Here is a 19,013-nt window from a genome sequence, read left to right as displayed (position 1 = left end):
CCTAGGCTTTATCTCCAAAGCAGCGATCGCAATTTCTCTGATAAAGGCTTGGGATGCGACCAATCGCTCATTTTGATTTTGATGACGAAGAAACCCTTTTTTACAATAAAAAGGGTTTCTTCGTGATTGATGAAGCTCGCCTCTGTAACCGCAGATTGTACTAGGTAAGGCTGTCCATTGCCGCGACAACTTGCTGGGAAACAAAGGGGAGAATCGCTTTGTTTTTACTATTTGCTTTGCCTTCAGTGAACACAATCAACAAATAAGGGTGCCGTAATGGTAGCTCGATATAAGCGGCGTCGTGGCGAACTTGGCTTGTCCAACCGGCTTTAGACCACAATTGGGCATTTGGAGGCAGTCCGCCACCTAAGAAACCCCGCACCTGATTTTCCTCATCGGGGGCTTCATCGTCTTCTGCATGGAGGCTGCGTTTCATCAGTCCCATCATTGCTTGCGATCGCCCGGAGGAAACTGCAACGCCTCCGACAATGCTATGTATGAGCCTCGCCGTGGCATTGGTCGTCACCATATTGCGGTTTTCCCGCATCTCCCCTAAAAATGCCCGCTCTCGCCCATAGGGACCGTCACCCCAAGGTTTTTGATTGACATTGATGGTTTCCATCTCTGTCCAACCGAGGGATTGAAAGTAGCGATTCACGATATTGCGCTGCAACTGCCAGGTTTCAAACGGCCCTGGCGGCAACTCTGGACCGCTAGTAGTGCCAGTCAATACATCCAGCACTAAGCTGGTGGCGTCGTTGCTGGAATCAATAATCATGTCGCGGATGGCTCGCTCTAACTCCGAGGAAGTTTGGATCATTCCTTGTTCTAACCACTCCTGTACAGCAACCAGATAAAACAGTTTAACGATGCTGGCAGGAAAGATTCTCTCGACGCCGCGATAGCTAAAGCCCCGGACTGGATATTTCCAGAATTCCTCTGAACTAAGGGCACCGCCAGTATTGACGGGCACTGGGGGATCGTAGACTACCCAGGTTAAGGCAATTTGGTTGCGGGCTAATCCCGGAAATTCTGCCCAAGTTGCTTCTAAAATGCGATCGCCTAATTTTTCTAGTTGTGCGTCTTTGTGAAAAAATGTCATTTTTATCAGTTGTTATCAGTTGTCAGTTATCAGTTGTCAATTGTTCAATAGTTTGTACCACTGACCAACAACCACTGACCCATGACCCATGACTCATTCCGCGAGTACCAATGTCGAGTCAATCTAAACCTCTATGATTCCCCCAGTTGTACTCGTTTGGCAACTCAGGCAGCAATCGGGCGTCACTTGCGGATTTTGTCGCCAAATACAGATGTATCGTCTATCCAAGTTTGTCTGCGTGAAGATGACTATTCCGGCTGGGTGGCAATTCAAGGCCTCAAAGAGATTGAGGAGGCACAAACGCCCTACGAAGCTCATACCATCTCCCCGACAGAAATTCAAAATCGCATACCCCAAGTCATTGCCTTTATGCAAGCGGCGATGCAACAGCCGAATTATTATCTCTGGGGCGGAACATTAGAACCAAATTATGACTGTTCCGGACTGATGCAAGCCGCTTTTTCTGCCTCTGGGATTTGGTTGCCGAGGGATTCCTATCAGCAGGAAGCATTTACACAATCAATTGCGATTCAAGAGCTACAATCAGGTGATTTAATCTTTTTTGGCATCGGAGATAGAACAACCCATGTGGGTTTATACCTGGGAGAAGGACGTTATATCCATAGTTCCGGTCAAGAACAGGGTCGCAACGGAATTGGAATTGATGTCCTTTCGGAACAGGGAGATTCGATTAGTCAGTCGTATTTTCGGCAACTGCGCTCTTGCGGGCGAGTGGTTGCCAGTTATCAACCACAACGACAATAAGACACCAAAAGGTGGGAGGCAATCGTGTTAATTCCTGAAAGACTGGTAACGCAAAGCGAAATGTCTGCTGACGAGATCCCCGATATTTCTGTAGTAGTGCCGGTTTATAACGAGGTGGAAAGTTTACCCCACCTAATTGAAGCGATCGCAACCACTTTAATTGAGACGAATCTGAACTACGAAATTATTTGCGTGGATGATGGTTCCAAGGATGGTTCAGCGGAATTGCTGAAATCTCTAGTGCAAACCCACAAAAACTTAAAAGCAGTGCTTCTGCGTCGAAACTACGGTCAAACTCCAGCAATGTCTGCGGGGTTTAACTATGCGCGAGGCAAGGTGATTATCACAATGGATGGCGATTTGCAGAATGACCCGGCGGATATTCCCCGGCTCCTGACAAAGTTAGAAGAAGGCTATGACTTGGTAAGTGGCTGGCGTGAGAAACGACAGGACGCCGCCCTGACTCGTCTACTTCCGTCTAAAATCGCTAACTGGTTAATTGGGAGAGTCACGGGTGTAGAGTTGCATGACTACGGTTGTTCCCTAAAAGCCTACCGCTCAGAATTGGTGGCGGATATGAATCTTTATGGGGAATTGCACCGATTTTTGCCAGCTTTGGCGTTCATTGAGGGGGCAAGAATTACTGAGCTGCCAGTGGGGCACCATGCCCGCCGCTATGGAAGCAGTAAGTATGGGCTGGGGCGGACATTCCGAGTCGTGATGGACTTGTTAACCGTCTACTTTATGAAAAAGTTCCTCACCCGCCCCATGCACGTCTTTGGGCTGTTTGGCATTATTGCAATGGCATTGGGGACGCTGCTCGGTCTGTATTTAACGATTTTAAAAGTGGGTTTCGGTCAGAGCATTGGCGATCGCCCGTTATTGATTTTGGCGGTCGTACTGCTAGTGACGGGTGTGCAATTGTTTTCTTTTGGACTGCTCGCAGAATTGTTAATGAGAACTTATCACGAGTCTCAGGGCAGACCAATCTATCGGGTGAGGGAAGTTGTTGGGGGGAATGTTAACAATAGTAAACAAAGGGAAGGCTAAAAGTGTAAGAAGGAATTAAGCTTTGAAAGTTTTTTGGACGCTAGAGCCGCCCAGTCGCCGCAATCTGTTGGTTTTATTTACGGCTGGGCTATTATTTTGGTCTAGTATGGCTTCTTTGCTCCCGACGCTGCCGCTCTATATCGAGGATGTGGGCGGTACGACGCAGCAGATTGGGATTGTCATGGGGTCATTTGCCCTCGGATTGGTTCTGTGTCGTTCGTGGCTGGGGCGTTTGGCAGATCGACGCGGTCGCAAGGTGGTCTTGCTGATTGGCATGACCGTGGCAGCGATCGCGCCTTTGGGCTATCTAGTTGTTAAATCAATTCCCCTATTAATGCTGCTGCGAGCGTTCCACGGGATTAGCATTGCGGCTTTTACGACGGGTTACAGCGCCTTGGTGGTTGATTTGTCCCCAGTGTCCAAGCGGGGTGAGTTAATTGGCTACATGAGCTTGGTAACGCCAGTTGGGATGGCGATAGGGCCAGCAGTTGGGGGTTATATCCAAGCTGGGATTGGTTACACGCCGTTGTTTCTGCTCTCTTGCGGACTAGGAGCGATCGGTTTAGTTTGTGCCAATCAAGTCAAAGAACCCCGAATCGTCCACGAGACAGCCGATTCCTCTGCCGATTCATCCGAAACTCAACAATTTTGGCGACTTCTGGCAAGTCCTCGTCTAAGGATTCCAGCTTTAGTGTTGTTGCTGGTTGGTGTAGCGTTTGGAGCGTTAAGTACCTTCGTCCCTTTATTTATTAAAGATGCCGAAGTTGACTTAAATCCGGGGTTATTTTACACAGCAGCAGCGATCGCGTCTTTTATTTCCCGCATCATCATTGGTCGCGCTTCTGACCGTTACGGACGCGGAATTTTTATCACTGGCAGTATATTCAGCTATGCATTGGCAATGCTGATGCTGTCTCATGCTTACACTGCCCGTAGCTTTTTAGTAGGCGGTTTTTTGGAAGGCGCAGGAGCAGGAACATTACTGCCGATGATGATTGCCTTGATTTCCGACCGTTCCTCTCCCCAAGAACGAGGCAGAGTTTTTGCTTTGTGCATCACGGGGTTTGATGTCGGGATAGCGATCGCGGGTCCTGTTTTGGGTTCCATTGCCGAACCCATTGGCTACCGAGCAATGTTTACTATTACAACAGTTATTTCATTCCTGGCGCTGATTATCTTCGCTACCCTATCGAGCAAAAATTTATCCCATTCCCTCCGCTTCGCCTTTGGCAGAGAAAAGGATGTTTATGCCTTGAATAAGGTTGGGCTACAAAGTGAGGCATAATTCAAAGAAAAAAGGCAAAAGAAAGAATCTTTTGCCTTTTTCTTTTTTACTTAGTAACGGGCTAGGAGGGATTCGAACCCCCGACACCGTGGTCCGTAGCCACGTGCTCTAGTCCACTGAGCTACAAGCCCTTGCCAGAAATTTATAATAGCACACCCCAACCGTATGACGCAAAATTTTTCTCAATCGCAACAATTAACTCATCTGGATGCCCACGGTGAGGCTCAGATGGTAGACGTTTCCGGCAAAGAACAAACTCGACGCCATGCTGTTGCTGCGGCACAGGTGCGGATGTTGCTAGAGACATTTGAGGCGATTCAGGCAGGGAACGCACCGAAAGGAGATGTACTGGGAACTGCAAGATTGGCTGGGATTATGGCAGCTAAGCAGACTTCTCAGCTTATTCCCCTGTGTCATCCCTTGCCAATTCATAAAGTAGAAGTTCAGATTGTGCCTGATGCCCAGCTACCGGGATATCAGATTCAAGCCGAAGTCGTCACCAAGGCAGAAACTGGCGTAGAAATGGAAGCGCTAACAGCAGTTTCTGTCGCGGCACTCACCCTCTACGACATGGCGAAAGCGCTGGAAAAGGGGATGGTGATTGAATCGATTCGCTTGGTGAGTAAGACGGGAGGCAAGTCGGGAGATTACCTGCGCCAGGGACAGGGCAGTTAGCGGCTTAGAATGAATTTAGTTGTTAGCGCTAACAACTCATAACTCATAACTTATAATTCATCACTTCCATGCCTCCTCGTTGGCCTCGAAAACCAGACCGTAATGACCCCGCCTATCGTCGCCTCGACGATAGAATGAATTTTGCCATCCATGTGGCGATTTTTGGTGCTTGTAATTCTGGCTTGTGGTTTTTCCACAACTTACAGAATGCTACATGGCCTTGGGCAACCTGGGTGACAGGCGGATGGGCGTTAGTCTTGGCGACCCACGCTCTGTATATCTTTGCACTCGCAGATTATTCCAATCCAGTAGCAGAATCTGCAAATACTAGTGCTGGTTTAGGATTCCAGCCCAAAACCAAAGAAAAATCCAAAAAAACTACCTAAAGATAGATCGCTGTTTCTTGCTTTTCGTGGATTCAAATTCGGACGGGGATCAATTGCAATGAAAGCATTAGATTCCCTATCCACATAACCAAAGTAAATCCTATGGCTAGAACCAACACTTCTGAAGCAATTGAATCCCTCGCCGCCGAAATTGGCGAAAACGTTTACATCGATGTTGCTAAATGGCACCTCTATTTGCAGGATGCCAAGCTGCATACTCTTGTGGCAGAAAAGCTGTATCCCCTACTGGCTGATAATTCTCTAGATGAAAATCAGGTGTTGAAAGTCCTGCAAGGGATTCCCGTCAAGTTAGGCGGCGGGAAGCGGGAAGTTCCCCTAGTAGATTTGTTGCCTACCCAGTGCCAGGTAAACCTGATGGATCTTCTGGAAGAATTCCAGCGCAATCTATAAATAAGTTGTCACTTTTCCCTTCCCCTTCTCTGGCAGAGAAGGGGTTTGGGGGTTACAACTGCTCGATCCGAAAGGGATTAGCAAGAGCTAGTTTCATGACTAAAAATGTTTACTTTGATACGGAGAAGTTTTAATTAACTTGCGACGATAAGCGTATTGCCCGTAAACACTAACTAGATAAGGCATTAGGTAGGTCAGCAATCCAGAAATCCAGCGATCGCGCGTCATTTCGCCTCGGAAAAAGGCAAACCCGTGATTGATCAAAAACAAGAGAGTCCCGACAAATACAGCCGTTTTTAATCCAGTCGGGATAAACTCTTTGTCAAATAAGCTGACAAGATATGCTTTAAGTGTCTTCATTCGGGGTTGCGATCGCTAAGCTAGATGAGCCAAGCCTCAATACTCATCTCGACTTACTGTTAGATATCACACCTTCCTGTTCAAGTTTGGTATTGTTTCATACACCTAATTGAGCTGGTTCAAGTGCGATCGCTACCTTGCAAAGCGTTGGCGAATCCGCGACACAAAAATATCAACTTCTGGCAAATTCAGCTGCTTTGCCAAGAAAGCATAAACGATCAAGCCAACAAAAGCAGCTAAACTTAGCTGCAATAACTGCACCAGCAACCCATTCGTATTCCAGACTTGTTGAAAACCTTTACTAACACCCCAACTCGCTAAACCAGCTACAAAGCTAGCACCTGTCAAACCCAAAATTGGCAAACTCCACTCTTGCCAAGGCAAGCCGTTAAGCTTGCGATTCAACATCCAAATGAGTGCCACGACTGAAATGGTATTCACCATCACCGTGGATAAAATCAAACCGGGTGCCCCAAAACGTTGAACAAGAATAAAATCTAGCAGAGCATTGAAGAAGATATTCACGATACTGATGCGAAAGGGCGTCTCTCCATCGCCCAAGGCATAAAATACCCGCACTAGTACATCGCGCCCCAAGTAGACAAACATCCCAATCCCATAAGCCATCAGCAATGAAGCAACCAACTCAGATGCTCTAGACTTAAAGGCTCCGCGTTGATAGATTACTTGGACGATGGGGACGGCTAGCGTCATCATCAGGGCACTCAAAGGCAACATAGTAATCGCAGTCAGCAGTAATCCTTGGCGAATCCGCTGCTTGAGTTCGGGCCAATCTTCAGGGGCAGCGAGTCGCGAAAAAACCGGCAGCAGGGGGACTAAAATGACATTCGAGATAATTCCTAGAGGCGTTTGAACGAGAAGCCCCGCATAGGTCATGGCAGCCGCTGCTGTGGGGATATACGAGGCGAAAAATAAATCCGTGTAGAGGTTAATTTGCAGCGTTCCGGAGGAAAGTGTCGCCGGTCCCATCACCTTCAAGACCTCCTTGACCCCCGGCTGATTCCATTCAAATCGCAGGCGTAACTTGCCCAAGCCAGCCCGCCACTGGGCAGTAAGTTGGACTAACCACTGCAACACGGCACCGGCAAGGGTTCCCCCCGCCAACACCAGTCCTCCTACTTCAGCGTATTGGGGTAGGGTAATTTGGTTGCCGACTTGTAGAGCCAAAACTGCCAGTCCACCAATTACGGTAATGCTGGAAAATAAGGGGCTAACCGAGGGTAGCCAGTACATATCTGCCGCATTTAAGGTGCCAAAACCAATCCCAATCAGCCCAGCCATCAGCGCCATCGGAGCCATGATCTGTAACTGCTGAATTGCGATCGCCCTCACTTGCATTCCTTGCGGCGTCTCGCTTAAACCGGGTGCCACTAGGTTAATAAACACGCCCGCAAACACGATTAAGACAATCGTGACGAGTAGGAGTATCCCGCCTACGAGTGTTGTAATCGTCTCCACGAGGGGCGCGGCTTCCGATTTGTCGCGCTGCTTGGCTAAAACGCTGACAATCGCACTGTGAAAAGGGCCATTGATGCCGCCCAGTAAGATCAGCAAAAAGCCAGGAATCACATAAGCGTAGTTGTAGGCATCGGCAACGACACCCACGCCAAAAGCGGCGGCGATCGCTTGTTGACGCACTAACCCAAAAATTTTACTAATCAGCGTAGCAATTGCCACAATTCCGGCAATGCTAGCGAGTGTCCGAGCGGTTTTCTGCTTTTCAGTCACGAACGGTTAACAATCCCTCAATTGGCTCATCTTATTTAAACGCAAAGGTTAACCCCAAGGTGCGCCAAGTTAAAATCTCCTGTGCGCTCCTTTACGATTTCCCTGGCTTACCTCTGCGTTAAAAATACTATGGATTGGCTCTACCGCTACCCGACTCTCTCATCCGGAATTTTGCTCAAACGCTACAAGCGTTTCTTTGCCGATATTGAACTAGCGTCCGGGGAGGTTATTACTGCCCATTGTCCAAATACCGGCCCGATGACTGGGGTTTCAACGCCCGGTAGTCCCGTGCAGGTGTCGTATAGCGACAATCCCAAGCGGAAATTGCCTTATACCTGGGAAATGATTCAAGTTGACGATACCGAACCCACTTGGGTGGGAGTGAATACCGCTTTGCCTAATCGGGTCGTTAAGTTAGCACTAGAAAAGTTCCTGTTCCCAACATTGGGCAATTACAGCCAAGTTCGTTTTGAGGTGCCCTATGGAGTCGAAAAAAATAGCCGGGTAGATTTTTTACTAACGGGTAATGACTCCGATTTACCTATTTATTTGGAAGTCAAAAGCACGACTTGGGCGCAAGGGAAACTGGTGCTATTTCCCGATACAGTCACGACAAGAGGACAAAAGCATCTGCGGGAACTGACCGCGTTAATTCCTCAGATGCGGGCAGTAATGCTTTATTTTGTGAATCGCGGTGACTGTACTCATTTTGCGCCTGGAGATACTACCGATCCGCTGTATGGAAAATTATTGCGCGATGCGATCGCCCAAGGAGTGGAAGTATTACCTTGCCGCTTTGAAGTTACCCCAGAAGGAATTCGCTACTTGGGCTTAGCAGATTTTCTGCCTTCAATGCCCGCAGAGACATTTTGCCTATCCTAGCCAGAATAGCGATGCCTAAACAGTGGAACCTCACCCCTAACCCCTCTCCGTGAACGGAGAGGGGAATTATGGTTGCCCGTGAACGGGCAACGGCAGGGATAGGGTTAAAAAACGGAAAGGTAGCCCAAATGCAGGGTGATAGGTATCTTGAAAAATAGCTAACTTCGATTGAGTAAAGGCAAATTGGAGCTAAAAAACGTCATCATTGCACACAAGGCGGGAGATCCCCTCAGCCGTAGCTGGGCAGAAAAGTGCGCCAAACAACTGGAAAAACGCAATTGCCACGTACTCATGGGGCCGAGTGGGGCGAAGGATAACCCCTACCCAGTGTTTTTGGCTTCTGCAATGCATCCAATCGATTTGGCGATAGTATTGGGCGGCGATGGCACGGCTTTGGCGGCAGTACGGCATCTCGCACCCGAAGGAATACCGATTTTGGCGGTGAATGTAGGAGGACATTTAGGATTTCTAACCCAGCCGTTTGAGGAATTTGAAGATACTGACCGGGTTTGGGACAGGTTAAGCGAGGATCGCTATGCCCTTGAACGGCGGATGATGTTACAGGCGGCGTTATTTGAGGGGAACCGCACGAATTTAGAACCCGTGAGCGATCGCTACCTGGCACTAAATGAAATGTGCATCAAACCTGCCTCCGCCGACCGCATGATTACTTCCATCCTAGAAATGGAAATTGATGGAGAGGTGGTCGATCAATATCAGGGAGATGGACTGATTGTTTCTACTCCCACTGGCTCTACTTGCTACACAATCTCTGCCAATGGCCCGATTGTCCACTCTGGAATGGAAGCGATTACCGTTACGCCCATCTGCCCGCTAAGTCTGGCGAGTCGCCCAATTGTCATCCCTTCTGGTTCTGTCGTCAGCGTTTGGCCTTTGGCTGACTACGAGTTAAACACGAAACTATGGATGGATGGCGTCTTGGCAACTGCCATTTGGCCCGGACAGCGCGTAGACATTCGCATGGCAAATTGTCTCGCTAAGTTCATTATTTTGCGGGAAAACTATTCTTATTACCAGACACTCCGCGAAAAGTTGCAATGGGCAGGAGCCAGAATTCGGTACAGTAATAATCACCGGAATTAAGGATGCTATAAAGTTGAAACATAAAATTGCAGCGATCGCAATCAGTAGGGTAGGCAGAAAAGCATTCCCAATCCATTACCAAACCGGCGCGATCGCTATCTATTTTAAACGCACAGCAGCTTATTTCTTTTTCTCTCGCTTCGGCTTTTCTGGTTTCACTGACTCTGCACCTAATTTTTGAGTCAGCTTTTCTTTTTCCTGCTTCAATTGATCCTGCGATCGCTGTTTGCCTTCTATGGCTTGCTGGTAATCTGGCTTGTATCGGATCGCCTTGTCATAAGAGGCTATTGCTTCTTCATAGCGCTTTACGTTAAACAACGCATTCCCCCGACTGAACCAGCTTTCGTAGTGATCTGATTTAATGGCAACGGCTCGATTATAAGACGCGATCGCTTCTTGATATTGTTTCAAGTTATAAAGTAAATTGCCTCGATTGTACCAAATGAGGTAATCGCCTCGATTAAATTTTAAGGCTTGGTTATAGGAAGCGATCGCTTCTTCGTATCGTTGTAATTGATGCAGCGACCAACCAATCCCGTACCAGCCTTTAGAGTAATTTGGCTGAATTTTAGTAACTTGGGTATACGAGTCAATTGCATCTTTATATTGCTGCAAATTCACTAACGCATTCCCCCGGCTATACCAAGCTTTGAAGTGATTCGGTTGAAATCTTACCGCCTTGTCATAAGATTCAATCGCGTCTTGATAACGTTGTAAGCTCATTAGCGAGTTACCCCGATTGTACCAAGCTTGGGAGTAGTCGGATTTAGATTCTACAGCTTTGTCGTAAGACGCGATCGCTTCCTCATATTTTTGCAAATTATGCAACGTCCAGCCCCTACTGTACCAAGCTTGATAGTAGTCTGGCTTAAATTGCACCGCCTTATCAAAAGATTCAATCGCTTCTTGATATTGCTGTAAATTCGTCATTGCTTCGCCGCGACCATTCCAAACTTCTGGCGAATTGGGATTAATAGTTAAAGCTTTCTCGAAAGAATCAATTGCCTCTTTGTATTGCTCCAATTTATCCAGTACATAGCCGCGACCCGCCCAAGCTTCAAAGGATTCTGGGCTAATCTGAATGGCTTTGTCGTAAGCTTCAATCGCCTCTTTATATTTATTCAGATTGAATAGAATTTGACCGCGCCCATTCCACGCTTCTAGGTATTCCGGTCTAATTTTAAGAGCTTTGTCATAAGCATTCAGCGCTTCCTCATTGCGATTTAATTCTGAAAAGGTTTTGCCTCGGTTATACAAGTCAGTTGCATTAGAAGAGTTAATAATATTAACCGTAAAAATAGTTGCACCCGTTCCCAATACTAGGACTATCGTTGAGATTAAAATTTTCCAAGGAAGGGAACGCGATTTTTTGCTTTTTTTCTGACTTGTCGGGCGAACGGGTGATTTTACAGAGGGTGCAACCATCATTGTGACACCCGTCGGTATCTTCAAATCTTTGAGAGCTTGCAACGCTTCAGCAGCAGATTGGTAACGCTGTCGAAAATCATAACGCACCATTTTATCTAAAACATTTGCCAGAGTGGTGCTGACTGATGAATGGTTACGCCAAATGATTTCACCCGTATTAGAATCTTCTGGTAATTCGTTAGGAAATAAGCCGGTGAGAGCCTGAATTCCTATCATGCCTACCGCATAGATATCACTGCTTAATTTGGGGTTTCCGTTCGCTTGTTCGCTTGGTAAGTAGCCTGGAGTACCAATGGCAACCGTAAAGCTAGTTTTCGCTCCCTTAATTATTTGAGTGCTAATTCGTTTAACTGCACCAAAATCAATTAAAACTAACTTGTTATCTGGCTTACGTCTGATTAAATTTCGAGGGTTGATATCGCGGTGGATAACATTTTGTTGATGGACAAATTCTAATATTTCCAGAATCTCTTGTAACAGAGAAATTACTTCATCTTCAGATAGCGGCGGGGTGACTCCACTGCTACCGCCTGTGGGGAGTTCCTGGCTAAGATCGCTACCTTCAATGAATTCTTGAACTAGATAAAACTCTTGATTTTCCTCGAAGTAAGCAAAAAGTCGCGGAATCCGATCGTGATTCCCTAACTGGTGCAGAACTTTTGCTTCCGTCTCGAAGAGGCGTCTTGCGGTTTGCAAAGTTTGGGGATCGGTTGCTTGAGGCTTGAGTAGCTTAACAACGCATCGAGGGGTGCCAGGAAGATACATATCTTGGGCAAGATAAGTTTGACCAAATCCTCCTCCTCCCAAAGAGTTAATGATTTGGTAGTGTCCTCCCAGTGTTTGTCCGATAACTAAGTTCATGGAGTTTCGTGGCAGATAGCGTTAGGAAAGCGTCTTTGCAGAAAAATCGCGCAATCGTTGAAATCGATTTTGGCACAGAAAAACTTGCCTAACTCCACCTACATAGGTGAAAACAATCCATCAGGTGATTTGATGCGATCGCTTCGCTGGAAACACCGCAGCTTCCAGTCAACCCCCCCAAAGTGCGATCGCTCTCAGCTCAAACGTCTTTCTTAGGGTAGGCGATTGACTCTACCCATAGCAAGGGGATTGCTGGTGAGCTGAAACATACTTTTGTCAATATGCAACCAGGCTCTTTTGATAAAACTTAACCATAGGCATCTACCCAAATGATAAGAAAGTTTGTCTTTGCTACTCTTCTAGCCTTTTCAGCGCCCGTCGCTATCTCCACCTCAGGTCTTGCCCAATCTAACGCCCCAGGCACATCGACCACACCAGGCGTCACCACACCGACCACACCAGGCGTCACCACACCGACCACACCAGGCGTCACCACACCGACTACACCAGGCGTCACTACGCCAACTACACCAGGTGTAACCACACCAGCCACACCAGGTGTAACCACACCAGCCACACCAAGCGTCACCACACCGACACCGCCGACCGCACCAGGCGTAACCACGCCGACTATACCAGGTGTAGCCACACCAACCACACCAGGCGTCACCACCCCAACCACACCAGGCGTAGCAACACCAACCACACCAGGCATAACACCGCCTGCTCTACCAGGGGTTCCGCCCGTGATACCCGTAATACCGCCGGTCACACCAGGCGTAACACCGGCAATCCCGTCGATTACACCAGTCACACCACCCACGCCACCATTACAGTGAGCGAACGGTAAATCGGTGTCTGGAGATTAGTCTGTCAATGTTTATCTGAAAAGTAGGGGCTTTCCGACCCGAAAGCCTCTACAGACTGTCAAAACATTTTTGACACAGCAATAGACTTGATTTTTTTGACCCACAACAGGGGCGCAAGTTGAGAAATGCGCTCCTTTACTGTAGGCTTCTAAACGGTGTAGCGACGCTCAGCATGAGCGTATAGGCACAACAAAACTGTAAATAGCTCTGTGGTCGAGAAACTGAGTTTCTGGTATCCGGGCGCGATTTTACATTGATTTGCGCTTAGCTGTACAGTACGTGTCACTGGCTTCCGGAAATAGATGTGAGTTGCTGAAAAAATTATCTAGATGTGTTTTTAAAATTCACTAGATAAAAAGCTGGCAATTTACTCCATGATCGGGAAACTACTAAAAGGGCGTTACCAAATTGTCCAACTCCTGGTATCTGGAGTTTTTGGACAGACCTATATTGCCGAAGACATTCACCAAGTAGGCAAGCCAAAATACGTTGTCAAGCACTTTAGTCTTGCAAGTTCAGACCCCAACAGTTTGGAAAGTGCAAGGCGTCGGTTCGTCAACGAAACAGAAATATTGACAAAACTTGGCACCCATAATCGAATTCCTCAGTTGTTAGACTCCTTTGAAGAAAACCAGGAATTCTATTTGGTACAAGAATTTATTCAGGGACATCAGCTGAGTGCGGAACTGCCCATAAGCCAAGGCTGCGTCAAACGCTGGACGGAAACCCAAGTCATTGAAATGCTGGAAGAAGTCCTGCGTATTCTGGCATTTGTTCACAGTCACGGCATCATTCATGGCGACTTGAAACCGAACAATTTAGTCAGACGCGGCGAGGATGGCAAGTTATTTCTAGTAGATTTTTGTGTAGCGCAGCCGCAGCATTCAGCTCCCGATCTAGCACAGAGTAAGACGACTTTGGCTGTTGGTAGCTTAGGTTACATTCCCTCAGAGCAACTCATCGGACATCCCCGCCGTAATAGCGATATCTATGCTTTGGGAGTAATTGCCATCCAAGCCTTAACTGGTGTGGAACCTGCACAATTAAAAGAAGATCCTGAGACGGGTGAGCTGATCTGGCAGCACCTTTTTATCAGCAGTCGGTCAATGAGTGTCTTGAGCGATCGCTTAGTTTCTGTCCTGAACAAGATGGTACGCTACCACTTCAAAAGCCGCTACCAGTCAGCTTCGGAGGTACTGCAAGCTCTCCAGTCGTTAGACGGAAGCCAGAAGCCAGCAGTAGAGACAACCAACCAGCCACCCGTACAGAAGGCAGTTTTTAATCGTCAAAAAAAAGAAACTCACAAAGCCACAATTAAAGAATTTCCAACTCAAAAATCAAGGAAAGGCGAGAGAAATACTCGCTCTTACAAACCTCAACATTCTCCAATACTGACTGGGCTTGGAATCGGGATTGCAGCGAATAGTTTAGTAATAACAGGCGGACTTTATTCTCTGCTGAATGCTTTTCCGTCAGAGTCTTCATCAAACATTTTAGTTACAGCGAAGGACAAATATCAGACAGGAGATGTTCAAGGCGCGATCGCGCTAGCACAATCTATTCCCTCAGAAAGTTCTATCTATCCAGAAGCTCAAGCCACCGCACGCGAGTGGAGCCAAGAATGGCATACCGCTGCTGCTCAATTTCAATCCGCCGAACAAGCATTTAAAGAAAGCCGGTGGTTAGATGTGCTAGAAGCAGCTCGTAAGATTCCTAGAATTTCCTACTGGCAAGAAAAAATAGCGCCACTTGTTCAGAAAACTCAACCCAAAATTGAAGCAGAATCTCAACAATTATTAAAAAAAGCCTACGAGCGAGCGGCAGAAAAAGACTTTACCAGCGCCCTAAACTATCTCAAACTCATTCCCCAACAAACGCCTGCTGGGGCAAAAGTTCAGACAAAGATTGCTGAATATACCCAAAAGCAACATATCAAAGCTGATTATCTGTTACAACAAGCCTACGAACGAGCATTCAGAACAGACTTTGCGGGTGCGTTAAATTATCTGCAACAGATTCCCCAAGACACCCCTACCTACGCCAGAGCTTTAGCCAAGAGTGCAGAATATACCGAAAAGCAGCACCTCCAAGCTGAAGCCGAAAAAAAGGCGGAAGCTCAAAAAGCAGCAGCTCAATCTGCTTCCCAGATTTCAGCAGAACGCCAAGATGCTAGAAGTCGGAAAGTCGGTGCAACGTATCGAGATATGAACCCTGGTAGCCGCCTCCAAGAAGTTACGCTAAGACTCATTCCCTAATTCAGGCAGTAGGCCATTGATCTTCCCCCCTGCTCCCTCTGGAGTCTATTGCAACAGGTTCTGTTTTAAGGCTACGTTAAGGGAAGGTTTTCCACTGATGGGCTGCAATGAGTCAAAAGAACGAAGGGATAAAAATTCTTAGCGATAACCGGCAAGCCCGTTTCCTCTATGAAATTTTGGAAACCTATGAGGCGGGAATAGAGTTAACTGGCACCGAGGTTAAATCGATTCGTCTGGGTCAGGCCAATCTACGAGATGGCTATGCCCTGATTCGCAATGGTGAGATATGGCTGCTGAACGTCCACATTTCGCCCTACAAGGGCATCGGCGCATTTTTCAACCACGACCCTCGTCGCACTCGCAAATTGCTGCTGCACCGCCAGGAAATCCGCAAGCTGATTGGCAAGGTGGAACAGCAAGGTTTAACGTTAATCCCTCTGAAAATGTATTTGAAGGGGGGTTGGATTAAAATTAGTTTGGGTCTTGGCAAGGGTAAAAAGCTGCACGACAAGCGCGAAGACGTCAAGCGGCGCGATGATAAGCGCGATATGGAACGGGCGATGAAAAATTACTAATGAAATCGGGAAATTGGGAATTAACGTGAGTTCGGTATCAGAAACACATAAAGACAGCTAGGTTGAAAGTGCTGGATTCGCATCTGCTTATCTGATACTTAGGAAAGATACTCAGGCAAGAAAAGTTCTGCGGCGTTAATAGCCCCCCGCTCAATTGGGGGACAAAAGACAAATTGAAAGTGAAGCGTCAACAAGCCGGAATTGGGATGAAGTTCTACTCCGCTCGCCAGAAGCGTCGCTCAAAGTTAATTTTGGCTGTGTGTCTCATCTCGTCGATAACGAATTCCGTTCACTTCTAAAGTTGGATTAGCGGAACTGTAGTTTTCCAGCTCTCGAACATCGTCATCAATATAGAAAATGGCTTGAATGGGACCATAGCGCTCTCGAATCGCCAACTCAATGCGCTCGGCAATCAGAGAAGCAATTCCCATAAACTCTGGATGCAGAATTAGATGCATCTGCACTAACACCAAACGCCCGACAATTCCTCGCGACTCAATCTGGTAACAGTGGGTGACACCGCCAACCTGACGGGCAATTTGCGCCAAAACTTCGGGAGCGATCGCAGTCTGCTGCACCATCAGCGGTAACTGCCAATTCACCACGTACCAACAACTTCTCACGGCTAGAAGAACCAAAAAAACTGCCAGCATTACGTCGAGCCAGAAAATTCCCCACATCACGCCTACCAAGCCTGCTACTACCAAGAGGGTTAGCCCCACATCCTTAAACAACTGAATGGAATTAAACCGCACAGCAGGGCTATTTAAAACTCTGGCTTGGTACACGCCGATGAGGGCGAGGACTAGGGTTGTGGAGACAACCACTCCCAGCAATTGAATTAGGGGTAGACTCACTGAGGTGGGATACGGGAGATCGACAACCCTGGTCGCAGCGACTAGCTGCTGGGCGGACATTCCCAGTAAATTTAAGCAAGCAAAGCCCAAAAAAGCCACGAGCAGAAGCGTTGCCACGCTTTCCAGTTTGCTATGACCATGCACTTCGCGCCCTGCTAGACGGTCGGGTGCGGCAGTGACGAGCAAACTCAACAGGATACTGAAGCTGGTAATCAGGGTGTGCAGCGACTCCGCTAGCAGGCTGAGCGAGCGCGTTGTCCAACCTGCTGAAACTTTAACGGATAAAACGAACAAGGTGAGCCAAAGCGTCGCAAATAAAACCCGACGACTGGCGCGATAGCGATTCTTTGCCTCGGTCATAGCCTTTTAAGGAGTTATTAGTTTTTGGTTGTTAGTGTTTAGAAGTTTGGTTACTCTAGCAACGAACAACGAACAACGAACAACTCATGTCAAACCCTTCTTTTTCTAACCAGGTAGCTGAGGTCAACTCTCCCGGTTTAGATGCCAAGGCGATTCGATTATTAGTTTTAGACATTGATGGCACGATTGCCGGTGTATCCAACACTATCAGAGAACCTGTACTTCGGGCAATTCGTGCCGTTCAAGCAAAGGGTATTCACGTTGCGATCGCGACAGGTCGGATGTATCGTTCTGCTTTGCGCTTCCATCAACACGTTGGCTCCACATTGCCGGTGATGGCTTATCAAGGTGCTTGGATTCAAGACCCCATCAGCCAGAAAGTTCTGCGTCACTCGCCTGTTTCTCAGCCAATGGTATTGCAACTGTTGGAACACTTTGAGGAACCGGAATTGCGATCGCTGCTTTCCGTCCACTTCTACATCAACGACCAGTTGTATGTCAGAGAACTGACATCGGCAACCAAAGCTTACTCAGAACGCTCCGGCATCCAGCCTATCGTTGTTGGCGACCTGCGGAATACCCTCTCGATTGCTGAACCGACGAAAGTTTTGGCGCTCTGTGACGATACAACCGTGATTGAAAATTTGCTCGGAACGTTACGAAAGCGTTACACCCCAGCCGAACTTTACCTGACTACCTCTGTTGCGACTTTCTTTGAAGCAACCCACCCTAGTGTGAATAAAGGAACGGCAGTGCGTTACTTAGCCGAAGAGATATTAGGGCTAGACGCCGCTAATGTCATGGCGATTGGCGATAACTTTAATGATTTGGAGATGCTTGAATACGCTGGGATTGGTGTTGCGATGGGGGATGCACCCGCAGAGGTTCAAGCGATCGCGCAGTGGGTGGCTCCTAGTGTAGAGAAAGATGGTGCCGCCGCTGCCATTGAAATGTTTCTACTTTAAAACCCTTTAGATCAGAAAGAGGACCGACGACTGGCCGTGTTTCGTCTCGGTCCCCTCACTGGTTCGCTCCTCACACAAGAGCAATAGTATTGCATATCATTCCATTTGTCTAGTGCTTTTTACAAAATTTTCTAACTAGGGGTAGGTGGTGGTACGACTAAAGTTCGATGGGTGCCAAGATGCCCAGCCTGTCTTGCAAGAGGAATTTCAAAATTGCGCGAGTTACTCCCACTAACCCCAATCTTGCCTGCGCCAGATGAGGCATCTGAGTCTTGACTTCGCCAAAAATGCGACATTCACTGTAAAAGGTTTCAAAAGCCTGAGTCGCATCAAACGCCCGTTTTCCCCACTTCAGTTGATTCATGCCCCCCAGTTCATCTAGCAACCCCAACAATTGGGCGATCAAGTGGCGTTCTGCTGGATGAACCAACTGGAGTTGCCCGTCCGCAGTCAGCCAAGGAATTGGCTCTGGGTAGACTAGCATCAGCGCAGGCGAGTCATTGAGCTGGATTATCTTCTCCCGATGCCCTAAGCGCAGCAAAGAGCAGCAACGGGCATGGATGTACTGTACTTTTGAAAGACTTGATAGGGGTTGGGGGTAAGTCATCGGTACCCGGTAATCGGGAATTGGTAATAGGTAATTGGGAACTCCCTGGCTTTGACTCACCCCTACTACCAAAAGCTGCAACCAACGAGCTATTTCCGTATCGGTGAGTTGGAAATCAATGAAACCGGGAGGAATCACTTGAATTGTCAAATTTTGTAAACCCACCTTTCCCTGAGCGTCATCGACGCTAGTACAGAGATAGGCAGCTAGCTCAGTTGCAATTTCCAATGCTGGCAGGTGCCAGAGAGCTGCAAATTTGAGGGCGACACTCGACCTGTATCGGATGCCTTTACCCTCCTGAAATCGCTGGAGAGGGATTTCAGCGCCGCTCATCAACTCAGCCAACGGCGTATTTTCCTCTGGCGGATGTGAAGCGATCGCGTCCTTGTCGAGAAGGTATCTTTCTCTGTACAAACCGATAGCTGCTTGTAGCTGAATAAGCATCTGTTGCTTCAGCGATGGGTAAT

Annotated in this window: 19 protein-coding genes and 1 tRNA gene; 12 read left to right on the top strand and 8 right to left on the bottom strand. The window is 47.7% G+C overall.

Translation table 11 applies throughout. From position 1 onward, the window contains the following. Nucleotides 1–160: 160 nt before the first annotated feature. Nucleotides 161–1,102: a serine hydrolase gene (locus tag NDI44_RS01580; protein WP_190413193.1), complete on the bottom strand. Its 942-nt coding sequence runs from the start codon at nt 1,100–1,102 to the stop codon at nt 161–163. An 81-nt stretch (nt 1,103–1,183) separates the two neighbouring features. On the opposite strand from NDI44_RS01580, the gene NDI44_RS01575 reads away from it, so the two are divergent. The 3 genes from NDI44_RS01575 to NDI44_RS01565 are packed head-to-tail and all read left to right on the top strand — an operon-like array spanning nt 1,184 to nt 4,202. Continuing rightward, entirely contained in the window at nt 1,184–1,867 is a 684-nt protein-coding gene (locus NDI44_RS01575) for a C40 family peptidase (protein ID WP_190413191.1), read from the top strand. 60 nt (nt 1,868–1,927) lie between these two features. Continuing rightward, nucleotides 1,928–2,917, top strand: coding sequence for a glycosyltransferase family 2 protein (locus NDI44_RS01570; protein ID WP_190413735.1), 990 nt, complete (start codon nt 1,928–1,930; stop codon nt 2,915–2,917). Between the two features lie 22 nt (nt 2,918–2,939). After that, complete coding sequence (locus NDI44_RS01565) at nt 2,940–4,202, top strand: MFS transporter (RefSeq protein ID WP_190413189.1); 1,263 nt, start codon at nt 2,940–2,942, stop codon at nt 4,200–4,202. 57 nt (nt 4,203–4,259) lie between these two features. Here the strand turns inward: NDI44_RS01565 and NDI44_RS01560 are convergent. Then, a tRNA-Arg gene (locus NDI44_RS01560) sits at nt 4,260–4,333 on the bottom strand. A gap of 34 nt (nt 4,334–4,367) precedes the next feature. Between NDI44_RS01560 and moaC the strand changes: the two genes are divergently transcribed. The 3 genes from moaC to NDI44_RS01545 all read left to right on the top strand — a co-directional run bounded on the left by moaC (nt 4,368) and on the right by NDI44_RS01545 (nt 5,674). Then, entirely contained in the window at nt 4,368–4,877 is a 510-nt protein-coding gene (moaC, locus tag NDI44_RS01555) for a cyclic pyranopterin monophosphate synthase MoaC (protein ID WP_190413188.1), read from the top strand. A 68-nt stretch (nt 4,878–4,945) separates the two neighbouring features. Then, nucleotides 4,946–5,263: a 2TM domain-containing protein gene (locus NDI44_RS01550; protein ID WP_190413186.1), complete on the top strand. Its 318-nt coding sequence runs from the start codon at nt 4,946–4,948 to the stop codon at nt 5,261–5,263. Between the two features lie 102 nt (nt 5,264–5,365). Further along, nucleotides 5,366–5,674, top strand: a complete 309-nt coding sequence (locus NDI44_RS01545) for a DUF3181 family protein (RefSeq protein ID WP_190413184.1) — start codon at nt 5,366–5,368, stop codon at nt 5,672–5,674. 99 nt (nt 5,675–5,773) lie between these two features. Here NDI44_RS01545 and nrtS read toward each other — a convergent pair whose 3' ends face one another. Then, a complete protein-coding gene (nrtS, locus tag NDI44_RS01540; RefSeq protein WP_190413182.1) occupies nt 5,774–6,034 on the bottom strand; it encodes a nitrate/nitrite transporter NrtS in 261 nt (86 codons plus the stop codon). Between the two features lie 132 nt (nt 6,035–6,166). Then, nucleotides 6,167–7,783, bottom strand: a complete 1,617-nt coding sequence (gene murJ / locus NDI44_RS01535; protein WP_190413180.1) for a murein biosynthesis integral membrane protein MurJ — start codon at nt 7,781–7,783, stop codon at nt 6,167–6,169. 129 nt (nt 7,784–7,912) lie between these two features. Here murJ and sfsA point away from each other — a divergent pair, with 129 nt between their 5' ends. Both sfsA and NDI44_RS01525 read left to right on the top strand, forming a co-directional pair. Then, the gene (gene sfsA, locus NDI44_RS01530) at nt 7,913–8,665 is read left to right on the top strand and encodes a DNA/RNA nuclease SfsA (protein WP_190413178.1); all 753 of its coding nucleotides are present in this window, start codon (nt 7,913–7,915) and stop codon (nt 8,663–8,665) included. A 183-nt stretch (nt 8,666–8,848) separates the two neighbouring features. Further along, on the top strand, nt 8,849–9,769 hold the full coding sequence (locus tag NDI44_RS01525; protein ID WP_190413733.1) for an NAD(+) kinase: 921 nt from the start codon (nt 8,849–8,851) through the stop codon (nt 9,767–9,769). Between the two features lie 120 nt (nt 9,770–9,889). Here NDI44_RS01525 and NDI44_RS01520 read toward each other — a convergent pair whose 3' ends face one another. Then, nucleotides 9,890–12,058 carry a serine/threonine-protein kinase gene (locus NDI44_RS01520; protein ID WP_190413176.1) on the bottom strand — a complete coding sequence of 723 codons (2,169 nt, stop codon included), beginning with the start codon at nt 12,056–12,058 and terminating at the stop codon, nt 9,890–9,892. Between the two features lie 69 nt (nt 12,059–12,127). Between NDI44_RS01520 and NDI44_RS01515 the strand changes: the two genes are divergently transcribed. After that, the gene (locus tag NDI44_RS01515; protein WP_190413174.1) at nt 12,128–12,274 is read left to right on the top strand and encodes a hypothetical protein; all 147 of its coding nucleotides are present in this window, start codon (nt 12,128–12,130) and stop codon (nt 12,272–12,274) included. A 91-nt stretch (nt 12,275–12,365) separates the two neighbouring features. Here NDI44_RS01515 and NDI44_RS01510 read toward each other — a convergent pair whose 3' ends face one another. Then, complete coding sequence (locus tag NDI44_RS01510; protein ID WP_190413172.1) at nt 12,366–12,872, bottom strand: hypothetical protein; 507 nt, start codon at nt 12,870–12,872, stop codon at nt 12,366–12,368. Nucleotides 12,873–13,301: 429 nt separating this feature from the next. Here NDI44_RS01510 and NDI44_RS01505 point away from each other — a divergent pair, with 429 nt between their 5' ends. Both NDI44_RS01505 and smpB read left to right on the top strand, forming a co-directional pair. Continuing rightward, nucleotides 13,302–15,182, top strand: a complete 1,881-nt coding sequence (locus NDI44_RS01505; protein WP_190413170.1) for a serine/threonine-protein kinase — start codon at nt 13,302–13,304, stop codon at nt 15,180–15,182. 107 nt (nt 15,183–15,289) lie between these two features. Next, nucleotides 15,290–15,757: an SsrA-binding protein SmpB gene (smpB, locus tag NDI44_RS01500; protein WP_190413167.1), complete on the top strand. Its 468-nt coding sequence runs from the start codon at nt 15,290–15,292 to the stop codon at nt 15,755–15,757. A gap of 245 nt (nt 15,758–16,002) precedes the next feature. Here smpB and NDI44_RS01495 read toward each other — a convergent pair whose 3' ends face one another. Beyond that, the gene (locus tag NDI44_RS01495; protein ID WP_190413165.1) at nt 16,003–16,974 is read right to left on the bottom strand and encodes a cation transporter; all 972 of its coding nucleotides are present in this window, start codon (nt 16,972–16,974) and stop codon (nt 16,003–16,005) included. A gap of 86 nt (nt 16,975–17,060) precedes the next feature. Between NDI44_RS01495 and NDI44_RS01490 the strand changes: the two genes are divergently transcribed. Beyond that, nucleotides 17,061–17,939 (top strand): Cof-type HAD-IIB family hydrolase, encoded by an 879-nt coding sequence (locus NDI44_RS01490; RefSeq protein WP_190413163.1) that lies wholly within the window; start codon nt 17,061–17,063, stop codon nt 17,937–17,939. A 157-nt stretch (nt 17,940–18,096) separates the two neighbouring features. On the opposite strand, the gene NDI44_RS01485 is transcribed toward NDI44_RS01490, so the two are convergent. Then, nucleotides 18,097–18,990 (bottom strand): DALR anticodon-binding domain-containing protein, encoded by an 894-nt coding sequence (locus NDI44_RS01485; protein WP_348235253.1) that lies wholly within the window; start codon nt 18,988–18,990, stop codon nt 18,097–18,099. Between the last annotated feature and the right edge of the window lie 23 nt (nt 18,991–19,013).

It is taken from the genome of Trichocoleus sp. DQ-A3 (genome assembly GCF_039961975.1).
Classification (GTDB): Bacteria; Cyanobacteriota; Cyanobacteriia; order Cyanobacteriales; family FACHB-T130; genus FACHB-T130.
This window is presented reverse-complemented; position numbering and strand designations above follow the sequence as displayed.

Bases quoted from the DNA above. Each gene is read 5' to 3' on its own strand.
- NDI44_RS01580 (WP_190413193.1), bottom strand. From the start codon at position 1,102: ATGACATTTTTTCACAAAGACGCACAACTAGAAAAATTAGGCGATCGC.
- NDI44_RS01575 (WP_190413191.1), top strand. From the start codon at position 1,184: ATGACCCATGACTCATTCCGCGAGTACCAATGTCGAGTCAATCTAAAC.
- NDI44_RS01570 (WP_190413735.1), top strand. From the start codon at position 1,928: ATGTCTGCTGACGAGATCCCCGATATTTCTGTAGTAGTGCCGGTTTAT.
- moaC (WP_190413188.1), top strand. From the start codon at position 4,368: ATGACGCAAAATTTTTCTCAATCGCAACAATTAACTCATCTGGATGCC.
- NDI44_RS01550 (WP_190413186.1), top strand. From the start codon at position 4,946: ATGCCTCCTCGTTGGCCTCGAAAACCAGACCGTAATGACCCCGCCTAT.
- NDI44_RS01545 (WP_190413184.1), top strand. From the start codon at position 5,366: ATGGCTAGAACCAACACTTCTGAAGCAATTGAATCCCTCGCCGCCGAA.
- nrtS (WP_190413182.1), bottom strand. From the start codon at position 6,034: ATGAAGACACTTAAAGCATATCTTGTCAGCTTATTTGACAAAGAGTTT.
- sfsA (WP_190413178.1), top strand. From the start codon at position 7,913: ATGGATTGGCTCTACCGCTACCCGACTCTCTCATCCGGAATTTTGCTC.
- NDI44_RS01520 (WP_190413176.1), bottom strand. From the start codon at position 12,058: ATGAACTTAGTTATCGGACAAACACTGGGAGGACACTACCAAATCATT.
- NDI44_RS01505 (WP_190413170.1), top strand. From the start codon at position 13,302: ATGATCGGGAAACTACTAAAAGGGCGTTACCAAATTGTCCAACTCCTG.
- smpB (WP_190413167.1), top strand. From the start codon at position 15,290: ATGAGTCAAAAGAACGAAGGGATAAAAATTCTTAGCGATAACCGGCAA.
- NDI44_RS01495 (WP_190413165.1), bottom strand. From the start codon at position 16,974: ATGACCGAGGCAAAGAATCGCTATCGCGCCAGTCGTCGGGTTTTATTT.
- NDI44_RS01490 (WP_190413163.1), top strand. From the start codon at position 17,061: ATGTCAAACCCTTCTTTTTCTAACCAGGTAGCTGAGGTCAACTCTCCC.
- NDI44_RS01485 (WP_348235253.1), bottom strand. From the start codon at position 18,990: ATGCTTATTCAGCTACAAGCAGCTATCGGTTTGTACAGAGAAAGATAC.